This window comes from Telluria sp. LT2P80 (genome assembly GCF_059685955.1).
In genome coordinates, this window is sequence record NZ_JCASIO010000003.1 from 334577 (window position 1) to 350872 (window position 16296).

Below are 16296 nucleotides of genomic sequence, written 5' to 3' on the forward strand. Positions count from 1 at the left end.
GCGCGCACCTTCAGCGCGATGCGCACGAGCGCGTTCCCGGGTCTACTGAGCGATCACCACCACTCACCACCGGGAGCAGCGCTCATGAGCGCATTAACCACCTAAGACGGCGTCGAACTCCATTACAAGGACTGGGGCAGCCGCCAGCCCATCGTCTTCTGCCACGGCTGGCCCCTGAATGCCGACAGCTGGAAGTCGCAGATGATCTTCCTGGCCGGCCACGGCTACCGCTGCATCGCCCATGACCGGCGCGGCCACGGCCGTTCGAGCTAGCCGTGGGACGGTAACGACATGGACCACTACGCCGACGACATGGCCGAGCTGCTCGATCATCTCGACGTGACCAATGCCGTGCTGGTCGGCTTTCGACGGGTGGCCGCGAAGTGGCACGCTATATCGGCCGACATGGCACGCAACGCGTCGCCAAGGCCAGCCTGGTCTCGGCGGTGCCGCCCTTGATGCTCAAAACAGCAGCCAATCCGGGCGGCTTGCCGATGGAGGTGTCCGACGGCATTCGCGCCGCCCAGGTGGCCAATCGTTTGCAGTTGTACCTGGATCTGCCGACCGGCCCGTTCTACGGGTTCAACCGTCCTGGCGCGGCCGTGTCGCAGGGCCTGATGGGTGGCCACAAGAACACCTTCGACTCGATCAAGGCGTTTTCCGAGGCCGACTTCACTGAAGACCTAAAGCAGTTCACCATCCCCACGCTGATCATCCACTACGCCGACGACCAGGTGGTGCCAACCGATGCAGCCTTCCGGGCTTCAGAAACGCTGGTCCCGCATGCCACGCTGATCGTCTACACGGACGCGCCGCACGGCGTGACCGACACGCACAAGGACCAGGTCAACGCCGATTTGCTGGCGTCCATCCGGGAGCAGGCGCGGCCATGCGCTAGAATCGCCGTCTTCGGTGCCGCGCGCACCAGCATTTGCAAGGTGGATTCACGTGTTTGCCGTTCTTGCCCTCGACATGGGGGCCGCCATGAAAACGCTGGTGCTCACGCTCGACCTGGTGGGCACCTTTGTGTTTGCGCTGTCCGGCGCCACTGCCGGCGTGCGGCGCCATCTCGATCTGTTCGGGGTGCTCGTGCTGTCGTTCGTGGCCGCCACTTCGGGTGGCATCGTGCGCGACCTCCTGATCGGCGCCACGCCGCCGGCTGCGTTTTCAGACTGGCGCTACCTCGGCGTATCGCTGCTGGCGGGCGTAACGATCTTCTTCTGGCATCCATTCATCCACCGCGCGCGCAATCCGGTATTGCTGTTCGATGGCGCGGGCCTCGCGCTGTTTTGCGTGGCGGGCGCGCAAAAGGCGCTCGTGTTCGGGCTGGAGCCCGTGATGGCCGCGCTGCTCGGCATGCTGACCGGCATTGGCGGCGGCGTCGCGCGTGACGTTTTGCTGTCGAACGTGCCGGCCGTGTTCCGTTCGGATATCTACGCGGTCGCAGCGCTGGCTGGTGCCTCGGTGGTGGTGATCGGCGACGCGCTGCAGTGGCCCACGACGCCCACCGCCTGCGTCGGCGCGGCGCTATGCTTCGGCTTGCGCCTGGCCGCGATCCGCTATGGCTGGCATCTGCCGACGGCGCGCGGGGTCGAGCCGCCGGACGCCAATGACCACAATCGCGACGGGCGCTGAACCCGACCCGGCAAATGCATGCACTACAATGGGGGCCAGCCACGCCCTCCCCACTGAATCGACATGAGCGCCACCGACCTGCCCTACCGTGCCACCCTGCTTGACGCCTGCACCTGGCTCGAACAACAGACCGCATCACCCTGGACCCTGGCGCGCCTGCTCGAACACGCGGTCACGCCGTATGTCTGGCTCGACTACGACCCGGCCCACGCCGACTTGTTCGGTGACGCCAATGGCGGTTATGCAGCGCCGATCTTCTTCCAGGACGACATCGCGCGCCTGATCGCCGGCAGTGACGACGTGTTGATGACGATGACCAAGGACGCCTACAAGATCGTCGCGCACCTGCCGCCGCCGGGCTTCAGACGCCCGCTCGATGCGTTGCGGTTCCAGAAGAAGGACCTGACGCAGCTGGTGGCCAGGCTGGAGCGTGAGGCACAGGCGGCCATCGCTGCAGCGGCCGCGCCGCCGCCAGAACCAAAAGTGCCGACCGAGTCGGCCTTCGGCATCAACAAGGCGCAGGTGCTGGAAGCGTTTGCCGCACATGCGCGCATGGATCTGGGCGCAGCGCTCGAGAATGCCATCGGCATCTTTGGTGACGATGGCGCGCGTGTGAAGGCCAGCGTGCGCAAGTCCAAACGCAACGCAGTCTGGAACCCGGTGACGCTGGCGCTCGGCCTGCATGATCTCCACCGCGTACCACTGGGCCCGCTACGACGCGCGTTCCAGACCCACGATTTTCTGCTGGACTGGGAAGACGACTGGGAACAGTCGCTGCGCCTGCTGGGCAAATAGCCCCGGTCAGCGCGCCAGCAGGCGGCGCAGCTGCGCCGCCTGGTACGCGCCGAAGGTATCGCTGAACAGGCAGCGGATCAGCGGATCGTCAACGACGTCAACGTCCAGCAGGTCACGCTCGGCATCGGCATCGAAATGTGCGTCGTTGATCCTCATGTACATCGTGGTGAGCGACTCGCCCTGTTCGAGCGCGCCATACAGTCTGGCGGCCGGAATTTCCGTCGTCCAGCCAAGCGGGCCAGCTTCGGTCACGAGCGTGGCCACGTCACCATCGAGCAGGTAATCGAACACGCTCGCCTGGCCCTGGTGGTCATACACCGACAAACGCCAGTAGCGCGGGCCGTCGAAGTAGCTTGAGGCCGCCTCGACCTCACTGTACTTGGCAGGCACACCCGCGCGGCAGTAATCCAGCACGCGCGCCATCTGCGCTTCGCTCAGGGCTGCAAAATGCTGCGCGATCGACGCCGTCGATGGCGGCGCTGCATTGCCTTCATAAACGTAGTCGACATCCTGCGGCCCCACGGGCACGAGCCACGCCAGCGGCGCTGCCGGTTGCAGCGCCGCGCCGCCTAGCCGCACGGACGTGCCGGGGTCGAGCCGCACGACCGATGCCGCCGGCAGCGCGGCGCCCACCTCGCGGGTAAACTGCGCATAGGTGATCGGGAAGAACGCGCGGTTGTACCACGACCACGGCTCTTGTACGAACTGGCACGAACTGGGCACCACATAGCGCGGCTGCAGCGCCTGCAGCTGCGCGATCCATTCGGCCGGCAGTTCGGGCGGCGCGGCTGCGGCGCGCGATGGCGTGAGCACCTCGATTTCACGCATCGTCTGGAACGGCCACAGCACCATGTCCCACGGCCCCAGTCCAACCAGCTGGGCCAGCGTGTCGTCGTCGATCCATGAATCGACGACATTGAGCACGTTCTGCCCGGCCGCCTGGACCTGGAACATCGAATCGACGTCGACGTCCATCGCCTCGCGCGGCGTGACGGTGAACGGACCCACCGTGACCGGGGTGTTCAGGCGCAGCGGGTGCACGTGCGTGAAGCCCAGCTGGCGCACCATCTCGAACAACGCGTCGAAGATGCAGTAGATGTACAGGGGCGTGGCGCGGTCCAGCAAATCGAGGCTGTCGAGCGAGCAGTGATCGTCATGGAAATGCGAAATGAACACGGCGTCGAAATGCTGGCGGCGGATCGCCGCGACATCGAAGCGCACGTCCGGAAATGCATGGCAGTTGCGGCTGAACGGGTTCTCGAAGATCGTGTCGAAGGCGATCGTTGCGCCCTCGCACGCGAATACGTACCCCGCATGCAGGATGCGCGAAATGGTCAGGCCTGGCGTCGTCATTGGTCCCCCTTTGGAGGCGGCATTCTACAGGGCGCGCTCCGGGACGGCGCTTGTTGTTGCCAAACCGAACCGCTACACTGCACCACCCCAGCGTTTCCGAAAGTAGCAGATGATCATGAGCCGCCCCGTCCCCCGCGCCGTCCTTGCCGTGTGCGTGTTGCTGGTCACCGCTTGGGGCGCGCTGGCGCTGTGGTTCCAGCTATCCAGGCCCGGCGGCTACGCCGCGATCGCACTGTGGTCGCTGGCCGGCCTGGCCGCCACCATCGCCATCGCACGCGGCGCGGGCAAGTGGCCCGGCGCCAGGGCGCTGGTCACCGGCGCCGTGGCGCTGGCCGTGCTGCTGGGCTGGTGGTTTTCACTGACGCCATCGCACGAGCGCGTGTGGGCTGACGACGTGTCGCGCATGCTCGTCTCGCGCGTCGACGGCGATCGCCTCGTGCTGCACAACGTGCGCAACTTCGACTGGCGCACCGAGACCGACTACACGCCGCGCTGGGAGACCCGTGACTATGATCTGGCTGGCATCGTGTCGGCCGATCTGATCATGTCGTACTGGATGGGGCCACACATCGCCCACACACTGGTGACGTTCGGCTTCAGGGACGGCAAACAGCTCGTGTTTTCGCTCGAAATCCGCAAGGAGCGCACCGAAACGTTCTCGGCGGTCGGCGGCTTCTTTCGCCAGTTCGAACAGGTGATCATCGCCTCGGACGAGCGCGACCTGATCCGCACGCGCAGCAATGCACGCGGCGAGCAGGTCTACCTGTACCGCCTGCGCGCCACACCGGGGCAGCTGCGCGCCGTGCTGCTGGCGTACCTGGAACGCGCCGAAGCACTGCGCCGCCAGCCCGAGTTCTACAACACGCTCACCAGCAACTGCACGACGATCCTGTACGAACTGGCGCACCGCATCGCACCCGACCTGCCGCTCGATTACCGGCTGCTGGCATCGGGCCACTTCGCCGAATACGCGTACGACCAGGACGCACTGACGCCGGGCGTGCCGTACGCGGTGCTGCAGCAGCGCGGCCACATCAACGCGCGGGCGCGCCAGGCCGATATCGACGGCAGCGATTTTTCGCGCGCGATCCGCGTCGGCGTACCCGGTATTCGCTGAGGACGATCGCGCCACCTCTCGCGATAGTTGCCGCAAGTCAAATCGGGACCAAAGGCTTCCTCTAGTATCGGCAATGGTCGAACGCTGGAAGGAGGACGCCATGGTTGTACGCTACAAGCGATTCCGCAGCTCGGTGACCGGCAGCGTCGCGGTCGAAATGGCACTGATTCTGCCCTTGTTTCTGATCCTGCTGGCCGGGCCGCTCTATATGGCGCGCGCCGCATGGTTTTACAGCGTGGGGCAGAAAGCGGCGCACGATGCCACGCGCTATATCGCGACCGCAACGCAGGCCGAACTGCGCACCGGTGGCGGTGGCTTCAACGAAGCACGCGTTCCGGCAATTGCCCGCTGGATCGCCCAACAGGAACTGGGCGAACTCGTGCCGCTCACCGATAGCATTGCCATCGGGATCCAATGCGATGGCGAGCCATGCAGTGCGCTGACGCCTACGCAGGTCCACACAAGTGTGCAAATCACGTTGCACGATCATCTACTCGGCAGCCTGACGATGGATTACCTGGGCTCTGCCGATATAACAATGACCAGCGAAGTCACGATGCGCTATGTCGCCCAGTGAAAATGCCGGGCCGGCGCGCCCGCGTCGGCAACACCCGCCACACCCTGGCAAACAGACCGGCGTCATCAGCTGGATGTTCGCGTCTGCCATGTTCATCATTCTCGGGTTTCTCGCGCTGGCCTTCGACCTGTCCCTCGTCACCCACCGCAAGATGGAACTCCAGAATGTCGCCGACAGCGTTGCGTTGTCGGCCGCGCATGAACTTGACGGGACTGCGGCCGGCATTACCTCTGCACTGGCAATCGCCTCGCAGCGCTTTTTGCAAGGGAACGACAGATTTACCTACCAGTACGGCAAGGCCACGATGGCCTGGTCGGATGCTGCCATCGAATTCGCCCGCAGCCCGTCCGGCCCGTGGCGCACGGTCGGCGAGGCCATGACAGATTTTGACGATCTGCTGTATGTGCAAGTCGATACTGCAAGGCTGGATACCGAGTACGGGACCGTCGCCACGCTGTTCCTCCGGACGTTCACGGACATCCCTGACACCTTCACCAGCGCCCGCGCCATCGCCGGCCGCTCTGCCATCAAGGTCACCCCGCTGGGCATCTGCGCCATGCGTGAGGATGCCCACCGCGACCATGGGGGTGAACTGGAAGAGTTCGGTTTTCGCCGGGGCGTGGGCTACAACCTGCTGGACCTGAACCTGCCCGGCGCCACCACCGGTCAGACCTTCATCGTCAATCCGGTTGCGCAGGCCACGCCGATCATTGACACAGCGACACTGGCGCCGTTCGTCTGTACCGGCACGATGGCCATGTCGCGGCTGTCCGGTGGCACGGTCAAGGTGTCGGCGTCGTTTCCGATCAATTCTCTCTCGCAGCAGCTCAATTCCCGCTTCGGCACCTACGGGACAGGTGCCAACGCCTGCGACGCCCGCACGGCGCCCGCCGACATCAATATCAAGGAATTCACCTTCAACAGCGGCGCCTCCTGGATGGGCGCGACGCCCGCGGGGCAGTCAGCTACGCTGTTGGCGACAACAGAGCGCCGGTGGACGATTGCAGGCCCCGATACGGCGCCCGCCGGGACCCTGGGCGTGCAATTCGGCCCGCTCTGGTCGTACGCAAAGGCGGTACAGTATACATCGTACGCCAGTACGGGTGCGCCGGAACCGGCAACCGGCTATGCAACGTATGACGTGACCAAATGGAGCACCCTGTACACGCCGGGCAATCCCACCACATCAACGACTACACCCTATCCCGACAGCGCGGACACGCCGACGCCCTACTCCTACACGACTGGTACCCAATTTTACAAAGGGCCACCGGCGAGTAACAAGAGTCTTGCCAACCGCCGCGTTCTGAACCTGCCATTGCTCGCTTGCCCGATCACGGGCAGCGACGCCACGGTGCTTGGCATCGGCAAATTCTTCATGACCGTTCCCGCCACGCAGACCTCCCTGTACGGCGAGTTCGCAGGCCTGGCGACCGAGCAGTCGCTGGGCACCCGCATCGTCCTGTACCCCTGACGGATGGACCTGACATGACCCGCCAAACGCCAACGCGGCAACGTGGTGTCGCCGCAGTCGAATTCGCCGTGGTTGCCGTGGTCTTTTTCATGCTCTTCTTCGGCATTGTCGACATCATCCGGGCACTTTATATCTGCAATATCCTGCAGGAGGTCACGCGGCGCGCGACGGCGCTGGCCGTCAACAGTGACTTCTCCGATGCGACCGCGATGCTGAATGTGCGCACCCACGCGGTGTTTCGCACCACGCGCGGCGCCCTGCTGTTTGCCGATCCCATCACCGACGATTACGTTAAGATCGATTATCTGCACATCCCGGCGACATCGGACCCCGTCCCGATCGGGACAGGCATGCCGGCAAGTCCCCGGCAAAACCGGATCAACTGCACGTCCAATCCCAACGCGGCCAACTGCATTCAGCTGGTCCGGGTGCGGATCTGCTTGCCCGGGAGCGCCAGCGGTGTCTGCGATCCGGTGCCGTACCAGACCCTGACGTCATTCGTCCCGTTTTCTTTCGGCCTTCCCACTGCGACCACCATCGCCCGGGCCGAGACCCTGGGCATGCCGCCCGGCGTGCCAGTCCCGACGGGCGGCAGCTAGCGTTTACAGGACGTCTGGCGCTGTGTCGCCTGCCACACGGGATATCGCAACCTTCGCGATGCGGCGATCTCCGACGGCGACGACTTCATAGCGCCAGCCATCGAGCTCGATGGCCTGCCCCGGTTCGGGCATGGACGCGAAGCGCGCGAGCAGGAAGCCCGCCAGCGACGTGTAATCGTCATCGCCCACCAGCGCATCCGTCTCCAGCAGTTGCTCCAGCTGGTGCAGATCGGCCGCGCCATCGGCTTCCCACAGGTCCGGGCCCAGCGGCCGGATGGCCAGTTGCTCGTCCTCGTCCGGGAATTCACCGGCGATCGCCTCCAGGATGTCCACCGGCGTAAGCAGGCCCTGGACAATCCCGAATTCGTCGGTCACCAGCACGGGCTGGCCATGTGCGCGCTTGAGCGTCTCCATCGCGCCCAGCACACCGGCCGTATCGGGCAGCAGGATCGGCGCGCGCACGATGCCGCCGTCGGCCGATGCATCGATGCGCCCGTGCAGCATCAGCGCGCTGACCAGGTCCTTGGTGCGCGCAATGCCCACCAGCTGGTCCAGCTGGCCGCGACCGACCGGCATGCCACTGTGCGGCGACGCCTGCAACTGGCGCAGGATGGTGTCGGCGTCGTCGTCCAGATTGACCCACGTGAGTTCCGAGCGTGGCGTCATGATCGAGCGGATCGACCGGTCGGCCAGCGCCAATACGCCGCTGACCATATTGCGCTCTTCGGCGCCGAACGCTTCCGGCTCGGTCGCCGGTTCATCCTGCGGTTCGGCATCGGCATCCACGTGCATCCGCTTCTTGCCGCCCATGAGGCGCAGCACCGAATCGGCGGTGCGGTCGCGCAGCGGCACGCGCGCTTCCTGTTTCAGAAAATTGCGGCGTGCGAACTGGTTCAGCGCCTCGATCAGGATCGAGAAACCGATGGCGGCGTACAGATAGCCTTTCGGGATATGAAAGCCCAGGCCTTCGGCAACCAGCGACAGGCCGATCATCAGGAGGAAGCTCAGGCACAGCACGACGACCGTTGGATGCGCATTCACGAAACGCGTCAGTGGCTTGGAGGCCAGGATCATGACGCCGATCGAAATGATCACCGCGGCCATCATCACGTACAGGTTGTCGACCATGCCGACGGCGGTGATGACCGCATCGAGCGAGAACACGGCGTCGAGCACGACGATCTGCGCGACCACGGCGCCAAAGCCCGCGTACACCCGCGACTTGGTTTGCACGTGCGTGACGCCTTCCATGCGCTCATGCAGTTCGACGGTGGCCTTGAACAGCAGGAAGACGCCGCCCAGCAGCAGGATCAGGTCGCGGCCGGAAAACGCCATCGAGCCAAGCGCAAACAACGGCGTCGTCAGCGTGACGAGCCACGAGACGATCGTGAGCAGGCCAAGCCGCATCAGCATCGCGAGAGACAGGCCGATCAGGCGCGCCTTGTCGCGCTGGTGCGGCGGCAGTTTGTCCGCCAGGATGGCGATGAAAATCAGGTTGTCGATGCCCAGGACGATTTCCAGGACAACGAGCGTGAGCAGACCCGCCCAGATGGTGGGGTCGAATAGCCATTCCATGTGTTACCTCTTGTTTGAATCAGTGTGAACGTGCCGCTGCGCGGGGCGCAGCGAGGGCATGCCGCAAAAGCGGCACAGGCAGGCATCACACCGCGCGCGGTGGCTTGAACAAGGGGTGCCAGGACCTGCTGGCATGGGACAGGAATGGGGGTGCGAGCGCGCCGCCGCGCACATCGGCCAGGCGCAGCGAGAGCTCTTCGTTGATGGTGTCGTGCACGTCGGCGCCGGCCGGCGGTTCATCGGGATCGATGTCGCAGCTGGTCTGGCAGTCGTAGTTGTCGGGCAGGTAGGCGTCGGCGAAGACGGGTGCGGACGTCGGCTGCACCACCGGCGCGGCGTCGGCAGCGCGCTGCGATGGCGCGGGCGGCAGCATCGCAGATGCGGCCATGGCCAGGGCAAACATGTTCAGGGGGAGCAGCAGGATCAGGCAGATGACGAATACTCGTCTCATAGATAGGAGGGAACTGCAGCGGGGAAGTCGATGACCCGTTCATTCTAGCATGGCCCCGCGCACGCCATTCGTGCGCGCCGCACGCATGGCAGCCCTCTTGTACAATGGCCGCCACCTTACCCACCGGCCCTGCCGGGAAGCACCCGATGCACACATCTGCCCAGCGCATGAGCGCGCTGCTCGACTATCTCGTCGAGCAGGCCAAAGACATAGACCCTTCCGCGTTCACGCTCGCGAAAGTCACCGAATTCAAGAAAACCTTTACCGACCTGTCGACGCTGCCGTGGATCGAGTTCAGCGTCGAGACCGAGCAGGACGACCTGTGGCTGCGCGTGCACCGGCTCGAGTCCACATCGCCGCCGCTGCTGGCCGATCCGGCGCTGGCGCCATACCTGCTGATCGGCGCCGACCCGTCCGGCAATCCGCCGGCGCTCAATGAAGCCACATTGGCCGATGCGCGCCATGACGATGCTGCCAGTGCCACCGATGACCAGGCGAAGCAGCGCGTTGAAGAACGCGATGCAGAGCGCCGCGCCCGCGTCGCGCAGGGGTTGGCTGCCTACCTGCCACCGTGGCAGGAGTGGGCGGCGCGCGAGCGTCCGCGCCGCCAGGTAATCACGCTGTACGCAGACCTGTTCGCACTGAAAGCAAGGCTGGAATCCGAAGAAGCGGCGCGCCCGCTGGAACTGGTCTGGGGCATGGGCCTGTCGTCGTGGCAGATGCGCACCCCGGCGCCTGTCGACTTCCATTACCCGCTCATCACGCAGGCGCTGGAAATCGACATCGACCCGACCTCGCACGCCATCGGCTTGCGGCCCCGCCAGCTCGACGCGCACCTGGAACTCGATGCGTTCGCGGCCTGCGGCGTGCCCGGTATCGGCGACGTCGAACGCGCGGCGCGCAGCCTGCTGGCCGCGCGCGGCGACAGCACGATCTCGCCGTTCGCACCCGAGATGATCGAGCCGATCCTCAAGCTGATCGCCGGCCAGGTCAGCGCCGACGCCCGCTACGACATGGCCGCCACGCAGGCGCCGCCTCCGGGCGAGCGCCTCGTCGTCACGCACGGCTGGGTGATCTTCGCCCGGCCGCGCGCAACCCACTTCCTGATCGATGACATCGCGCGCCTGAAAGACCGCGTGGACGACGCCGAAGCGCTGCCAGACGGCCCGCTGAGCCTTGTCACGCCACCCGGCAGCGCGGTGCTCGAACACGAACCGATTGCGTTTCGCGGCCTGTCCGGCGGCGCCGTCAACGCTGGCGAGCCGCGCGAACTGTACTTCCCGCTGCCGTACAACCGCGAGCAGGAAACCATCGTGCAGCAACTGGCGCGCTCGCCCGGCGTCACGGTCCAGGGCCCGCCTGGCACCGGCAAGACGCACACGATCGCCAATATCATCAGCCACTACCTGGCCTCGGGCAAACGCATCCTGGTCACCTCCAAGGGCGAGCCGGCGCTGAAGGTCCTGCAGGAGAAGATTCCGGAATCGATCCGGCCGCTGACCGTCGCCCTGCTGTCGGGCGACAAGGAAGGCATGCGCCAGTTCCAGGCATCGATCGAAGCGATCATCCACACGCTGTCGCATCTGAACCCGCAGCTCGAGACCGAGGCGATTGCCGCGTGCCGCGTCGCGCTCGACCGCGCGCACGCCGAAACCGCCGCCATCGACACCCGCATCGACGAGATCGCGCATGCCCAGCTGGCCGCCGTCAGCGTCGACGGCGTCGACATGCGCGCGCAGAAGATGGCCGAACTGGTCATCGACGGCAAGGACCGTTTCGGCTGGTTCGACGATGACTTGTCGCTGGCTCCGCACCACGCGCCGCCGTTCGGCGACGAACAGGCGATGGGATTGCGCGAGGCGCGGCGCCGGCTGGGCGCGGATCTCGTGTACTGCAATGCGCGGCTGCCAGCAGCCGACGCCCTGCCCCCGGCGCAGGCCACCGGCCGTCTGCACGACACGCTGCTGGCGATGCACGACATCGAGCGCGACGAAGCCAGCGGCGCGCTGCCGCCACTGCGCGCGACCACGCCTGACGTGTTTGCCGCCGCACAGGCGTTGCAGACGGCGCTGGCCGGCGCCATTGCCACCGCCGCCGAGGTCGAGGCCTCGGGCTTTGACTGGGCGCACGCCGTGCGCCTGAAATCCCGCCAGTCGCAATTCGTCACCGAGCGCGGCGCATTCGAGGCGCTGCTGCCCGAGATGGATGCGCTGCTGCGCGCACGCGCCGAATTCATGCAGCGCCCCGTCACGGCGCCGACCGAAGCACTCGCCAATCCAAAAGCCGTCGACGCCATCAACCGCGCCGTCGAGACGGGCAAGCCGTTCGGCCTGCTCTCATTCGGCGGCGGCGACGTCAAGGGGCAGATCGCGGCGATCCGCGTGGCCGGCCTGGCGCCAGCCTCCAGCGACGACTGGGCCCACGTGCAGCGTTACGCCGCGCTGCAGAACCGCCTGCACTCGTTCGCCGTGCGCTGGAATGCGTTCGCACCCGACCTGTCGCTGCCGGTCCTGGAGGCGGACGTGGCGCAACTGCGCGCCATCGAGCAGATCCTGACCACGGCCCGCGCCGCGCATGCCCAGGCAACCACGCATGACGTGCAGTTGCCTCGCCTGGCCCAGGCGGTGTTCAGTCAGCCGCCGACGAACGACCTGCTGGGCCGCGAGGCCGACCTGCTACGCGTGCGCGACTACCTGGCGCGGCACCTGGCGCGCGCCAATCTCGAACAGGCCCGCACCGCCATGGCCGCGCTGCACGGCTTGCTGGCCGGCGCCGATGGCCCGGTCGGCATGCGTCTGCGTGACTTCGCCGCGCAGACGCTCGGCACGCCTGGCCTGACGGCCGATACGGTCAGCGCCGATTACGCAGCGTTGCTCGCGGAGCTGCGCCGCATCGCTGCGCTGGCGCCCGACCTGGCCGCCGTGCGCGACCTCGCCGGGCAAGTGGCGCAGCATGGCGCGGCGCGGCTGGCGACGCGCTTGACGACGATCCCGGTCGACGCCCACGGCGACGACGCCGTATTCCCGGTGCGCTGGCGCGATGCCTGGACCTGGGCGCGCTTGAAGACGTACCTGGACGGCATTGATGCCCGCGACGAGATGCTGGGCCTGGCCGAGCGCCGCCACGAACTCGAACGGGGCCTGGCGCGCCTGTACGAGCAGCTGGTGTCAAAATCGTCCTGGCTGGCCACGCGCCGCCTGGCCGGCCAGAACGTCCTGAGCGCGCTGGAAACCTACCGCACATCGATGCGCAAACTGGGCAAGGGCACGGGCGTGAATGCTGGCCGCTACCGGCGCGACGCGCAGGAAGCGATGGTCAATGCGCAGGCCGCCGTGCCGTGCTGGATCATGAGCCATGCCCGCGTGTCCGAAACGCTGCCGGCCACGCTCGGTGCGTTCGATCTCGTCATCGTCGACGAAGCCAGCCAGTCCGACCTGTGGGCGCTGCCGGCAGTCTTGCGCGGCAAGCAGCTCCTCGTGGTTGGCGACGATCGCCAGGTCTCGCCCGAAGCGGGCTTTGTCTCGGCCGCCAAGATCACCGACCTGCGCCGGCGTTTTCTGGCGGGCCAGCCATTCGAAGCGGTGCTCACGGCCGACATGTCGCTGTACGACATCGCCTCGACCGTGTTTGCCGCCTCGAAGGTCATGCTGCGCGAGCATTTCCGCAGCGTCGCGCCGATCATCGCCTATAGCAACCGCGTGTTCTACAAGGGCTTCATCCAGCCGCTGCGCATTCCCAAGGCGTCCGAGCGGCTCGATCCGCCGCTGATTGACGTGTTCGTGGCCAACGGCTATCGCGAAAACAAGGGTCTGAACCGCCCCGAGGCCGAATTCATCGTGGCCGAGATCGATGCCATCCTGCGCGATCCGGCCTATGCCGGTCGCACGCTGGGCGTGGTGTCGCTGCTGGGGCCCGAACAGGCGCAGCTCATCGACAAAATGGTGCGCTCGCGCTGCGACATGGCCGAACTGGTCAAGCGCAACTTTGCCTGCGGCGACGCGCGCCTGTTCCAGGGCAGCGAGCGCGATATCATGTTCCTGTCGATGGTCGCCGACAGCAAGCAGCACCACGCGCTGTCCGGCGTGCAGTTCGACCAGCGCTTCAATGTCGCCGCTTCGCGCGCGCGCGACCGCATGTACCTCGTACGCTCGGTGAAGCTCGAAGAACTGTCCACGCTCGATTTGCGACGCACACTGGTCGAACACTTCGCCAAGCCGCTCGAAGCCAATGAAGAAGCCACGAGCCTGATCGAACTGTGCGAATCCGGTTTCGAGCGCGACGTGTACACCGAGTTGTTCGAGCGCGGCTACCGCGTCATTCCGCAAGTGCCGGCGGCCGGCTACCGCATCGACATGGTGGTGGAAGGCGCGCACGACCGGCGCCTGGCGATCGAGCTCGATGGCGACGACTTCCATGGGCCGGACCGGTGGCAGGCCGACATGGGGCGCCAGCGCGTGCTCGAACGGGCCGGCTGGACCTTCTGGCGCTGCTTTGCGTCGACCTGGTCGCTGCAGCGCGCAACGATCCTGGCCGAGCTGCTGGCGCGCCTGGCGGCGATGGGCATCGAGCCGCTCGGGGCCATGGCGCGCACGCCGCTGCTCGTCGAATACCGCGAATGGGGACGTGACGCGCTTACCGAGGAAACGCCACCGTCACCACACAGCCTTGACCATCTGCCTTCCGGGCAATCATGACCGTGGCCCCGTGCTGGTCGGCGATCTGGCGCACGATGCTCAGGCCCAGGCCGGCCCCCGACTTGCCACCGGGCCGTAGCCGGTAATAAGGACGGAATACATTTTCCGTCTCCTCGTCCGGCACCGGATCGCCATCGTTGGATACGCGCAGCAGGCATTGGCCCTTGCTGCAGTCGATGGCCACGTCGATGTCGCCGCGCGCCAGGCCATGCCGGGACGCGTTCTCGATCAGGTTGCGCAGTAACTGCTGCAGCCGGTACGGGTCGCCCTGCACGCTGCAATCGTGGGTGGCGGACAAGCCGAGTGACTGGCCGCGCCGGTCGAGCAAGGGTTCCTGCAGCGCCATCACGTCGCGGCAGACTTCGGCCAGCGAGACCTCGCGCTGCAACTGCATGTCGGTGCCGGACGCAAGGCGGCTGAAGGTCAGCAGCTGCTCGGCCAGTTGCGTCGTGCGCTCGAGCGCCCCAACCGCCTCGCCAAGCGACACATCGCACTCGGCCTGATTGGCCGCGCGCAGCGCATTCTGCACATGCAGCTGCACCGCCGCGATCGGCGTGCGGATCTCGTGCGCCGCCGCATCGATGAATTGCTGCTCACGCTCGAACGCCGCAGCTACCCGCTGCAACAGGCTGTTGAGTTCATCGACCACCGGCGCCAGCTCGCGTGGCAAGTCGGGCAGTTCGACGGGCGCGAGCGACTCCGGCTCGCGCCGGGCAATGGCATCGGCCAGCGTGCGCAGCGGCGCCAGGTTTGTCGCCAGCACCAGGTTGACCGCCAGCACCAGCAGGATGCCGCCGATGATGACGGGCGCCAGCACCGATGCGCCCAGCTGCTCGACCATCTCTTCGCGCACTTCGTCCTTCTCGGCCACGACCACCCACATGTGGCCCGATTTGAGGGCAAACACCTGCCACAGGGTCTCGCCCAGCAGCTTGCTGGTATAGCCTGCCGCCAGGGGTCCGAGCGGCGCTTCGGGCGCCGACGCCGATCGGGCCACCAGGCGCCCTTCGGCGTTCCAGACCTGGAAGGCGATCTTGTGTTCGTACGGATGACCATACGGCGTTGCGCCGCCCGAGTAGCCGAGCCGCCGGGGAATCGGGATCACGATGGGCGCGCCGATGGTGGCGGTTTCGAGCTGGTGGGCCACCAGTGTTTCGAGCACGCGCGCCGAACTGGCCAGGCGCGCGCTGAAGAATTCCTCGGACTCGTAGCTGGCAAACCAGTGGGCGGCCAGCGAGATGCCCCCCAGGATCAGGAGCATGCACGCCATCGTGCGCACGATCAGGCGCCGGCGGATCGAATAGCGACGGCCGCTTATGTGACTGCTCGTGCGGCCGCTCATGTGGCCAAATTCCCGATACGGTAACCAAGCCCGCGCACCGTCTTGATCAGCTCAGGATCGGTCTTGCGCCGCACGTGATGCACGTAGACGTCGATGGCATTGCTGGCCACGCCCTCGCCCCAGCCGTACAGCGACGCTTCGAGTTCGCTGCGGGTAAACACCTTGTTTGGCTGCTCGACGAGCCGCCTGAGCAGCATGAATTCGCGGTGCTGCAGATCGATCGGCTGGTTTTTCCAGCTGACCGCCATGCCCGCGAGATCCAGTGCCAGGTCGCCGAAGCGCAGCTGGTTGACCGACAGGCCGGCGCGGCGCCGCTCCAGTACCCGCACCCGCGCCAGCAATTCATCGACATCGAACGGCTTGATCAGGTAATCGTCGGCGCCCAGGTCGAGGGCGACGATCCGGTCGCGCACCGCATCGCGCGCCGACAGCACCAGTACCGGCACGGCGTTGCCGGCGCGCCGCACCCGTGCCAGGACGTCGATGCCGTCCAGGCGCGGCAGGCCGAGGTCGAGGATGGCCAGGTCGAACGCATTATGTTCCAGCGCGGCGACCGCCGCCACGCCGTCGCCCACGTGTTCGACCGTGTAACAGGCCCGCCCGAGGGCGAGCTTCAGGCCCGATGCCAGCGATTCGTCATCTTCGACAAGTAGTATTCGCATCCCGCGCCTCTCCAGCAGGTTG

At 66.2% G+C, this 16296-nt stretch carries 12 protein-coding genes and 1 pseudogene; 8 read left to right on the plus strand and 5 right to left on the minus strand.

All coding sequences use genetic code 11. The features are described 5' to 3' along the window. Window positions 1-105 precede the first annotated feature (105 nt). The 3 genes and pseudogenes from AC56LW_RS10745 to AC56LW_RS10755 form a co-directional block, all read left to right on the plus strand. A pseudogene (locus AC56LW_RS10745) lies at window positions 106-875 on the plus strand (alpha/beta fold hydrolase); the annotation flags it as partial. 73 nt (window positions 876-948) lie between these two features. Then, window positions 949-1635, plus strand: a complete 687-nt coding sequence (locus AC56LW_RS10750) for a trimeric intracellular cation channel family protein (RefSeq protein ID WP_499634138.1) — start codon at window positions 949-951, stop codon at window positions 1633-1635. Between the two features lie 63 nt (window positions 1636-1698). Then, the gene (locus AC56LW_RS10755) at window positions 1699-2430 is read left to right on the plus strand and encodes a hypothetical protein (protein WP_499634140.1); all 732 of its coding nucleotides are present in this window, start codon (window positions 1699-1701) and stop codon (window positions 2428-2430) included. A 6-nt stretch (window positions 2431-2436) separates the two neighbouring features. Here AC56LW_RS10755 and AC56LW_RS10760 read toward each other — a convergent pair whose 3' ends face one another. Further along, entirely contained in the window at window positions 2437-3783 is a 1347-nt protein-coding gene (locus tag AC56LW_RS10760) for an MBL fold metallo-hydrolase (protein WP_499634142.1), read from the minus strand. Between the two features lie 115 nt (window positions 3784-3898). Here AC56LW_RS10760 and AC56LW_RS10765 point away from each other — a divergent pair, with 115 nt between their 5' ends. The 4 genes from AC56LW_RS10765 (at window position 3899) to AC56LW_RS10780 (ending at window position 7550) form a co-directional block, all read left to right on the plus strand. Then, complete coding sequence (locus AC56LW_RS10765; protein WP_499634144.1) at window positions 3899-4900, plus strand: Lnb N-terminal periplasmic domain-containing protein; 1002 nt, start codon at window positions 3899-3901, stop codon at window positions 4898-4900. A gap of 73 nt (window positions 4901-4973) precedes the next feature. Beyond that, a complete protein-coding gene (locus tag AC56LW_RS10770) occupies window positions 4974-5477 on the plus strand; it encodes a TadE/TadG family type IV pilus assembly protein (protein ID WP_332531674.1) in 504 nt (167 codons plus the stop codon). Next, window positions 5464-6951 carry a pilus assembly protein TadG-related protein gene (locus AC56LW_RS10775; RefSeq protein ID WP_499634146.1) on the plus strand — a complete coding sequence of 496 codons (1488 nt, stop codon included), beginning with the start codon at window positions 5464-5466 and terminating at the stop codon, window positions 6949-6951. Before AC56LW_RS10770 ends, AC56LW_RS10775 begins: the two co-directional genes overlap by 14 nt. Before the next feature lie 14 nt (window positions 6952-6965). Further along, on the plus strand, window positions 6966-7550 hold the full coding sequence (locus AC56LW_RS10780) for a TadE/TadG family type IV pilus assembly protein (protein ID WP_499634148.1): 585 nt from the start codon (window positions 6966-6968) through the stop codon (window positions 7548-7550). 3 nt (window positions 7551-7553) lie between these two features. Here the strand turns inward: AC56LW_RS10780 and AC56LW_RS10785 are convergent, their stop codons facing one another. Both AC56LW_RS10785 and AC56LW_RS10790 read right to left on the minus strand, forming a co-directional pair. Beyond that, entirely contained in the window at window positions 7554-9125 is a 1572-nt protein-coding gene (locus AC56LW_RS10785; RefSeq protein ID WP_332531671.1) for a TerC family protein, read from the minus strand. Window positions 9126-9210: 85 nt separating this feature from the next. Continuing rightward, entirely contained in the window at window positions 9211-9576 is a 366-nt protein-coding gene (locus tag AC56LW_RS10790; protein WP_499634150.1) for a hypothetical protein, read from the minus strand. Window positions 9577-9722: 146 nt separating this feature from the next. Between AC56LW_RS10790 and AC56LW_RS10795 the strand changes: the two genes are divergently transcribed. After that, window positions 9723-14270, plus strand: coding sequence for a PDDEXK-like endonuclease domain-containing protein (locus tag AC56LW_RS10795; RefSeq protein ID WP_499634152.1), 4548 nt, complete (start codon window positions 9723-9725; stop codon window positions 14268-14270). On the opposite strand, the gene AC56LW_RS10800 is transcribed toward AC56LW_RS10795, so the two are convergent. Both AC56LW_RS10800 and AC56LW_RS10805 read right to left on the minus strand, forming a co-directional pair. Then, window positions 14209-15612 (minus strand): sensor histidine kinase, encoded by a 1404-nt coding sequence (locus AC56LW_RS10800; RefSeq protein WP_499634154.1) that lies wholly within the window; start codon window positions 15610-15612, stop codon window positions 14209-14211. The two genes, AC56LW_RS10795 and AC56LW_RS10800, sit on opposite strands and share 62 nt — an antisense overlap. Then, complete coding sequence (locus AC56LW_RS10805) at window positions 15609-16274, minus strand: response regulator transcription factor (protein ID WP_332531667.1); 666 nt, start codon at window positions 16272-16274, stop codon at window positions 15609-15611. The genes AC56LW_RS10800 and AC56LW_RS10805 overlap by 4 nt, the downstream gene beginning before the upstream one ends. Between the last annotated feature and the right edge of the window lie 22 nt (window positions 16275-16296).

What these genes read in the sequence shown, in the direction of transcription:
- AC56LW_RS10755 (WP_499634140.1), top strand. Translation starts at nt 1,699, where the DNA reads ATGAGCGCCACCGACCTGCCCTACCGTGCCACCCTGCTTGACGCCTGC.
- AC56LW_RS10760 (WP_499634142.1), bottom strand. Translation starts at nt 3,783, where the DNA reads ATGACGACGCCAGGCCTGACCATTTCGCGCATCCTGCATGCGGGGTAC.
- AC56LW_RS10765 (WP_499634144.1), top strand. Translation starts at nt 3,899, where the DNA reads ATGAGCCGCCCCGTCCCCCGCGCCGTCCTTGCCGTGTGCGTGTTGCTG.
- AC56LW_RS10770 (WP_332531674.1), top strand. Translation starts at nt 4,974, where the DNA reads ATGGTCGAACGCTGGAAGGAGGACGCCATGGTTGTACGCTACAAGCGA.
- AC56LW_RS10775 (WP_499634146.1), top strand. Translation starts at nt 5,464, where the DNA reads ATGTCGCCCAGTGAAAATGCCGGGCCGGCGCGCCCGCGTCGGCAACAC.
- AC56LW_RS10780 (WP_499634148.1), top strand. Translation starts at nt 6,966, where the DNA reads ATGACCCGCCAAACGCCAACGCGGCAACGTGGTGTCGCCGCAGTCGAA.
- AC56LW_RS10785 (WP_332531671.1), bottom strand. Translation starts at nt 9,125, where the DNA reads ATGGAATGGCTATTCGACCCCACCATCTGGGCGGGTCTGCTCACGCTC.
- AC56LW_RS10790 (WP_499634150.1), bottom strand. Translation starts at nt 9,576, where the DNA reads ATGAGACGAGTATTCGTCATCTGCCTGATCCTGCTGCTCCCCCTGAAC.
- AC56LW_RS10795 (WP_499634152.1), top strand. Translation starts at nt 9,723, where the DNA reads ATGCACACATCTGCCCAGCGCATGAGCGCGCTGCTCGACTATCTCGTC.
- AC56LW_RS10800 (WP_499634154.1), bottom strand. Translation starts at nt 15,612, where the DNA reads ATGAGCGGCCGCACGAGCAGTCACATAAGCGGCCGTCGCTATTCGATC.
- AC56LW_RS10805 (WP_332531667.1), bottom strand. Translation starts at nt 16,274, where the DNA reads ATGCGAATACTACTTGTCGAAGATGACGAATCGCTGGCATCGGGCCTG.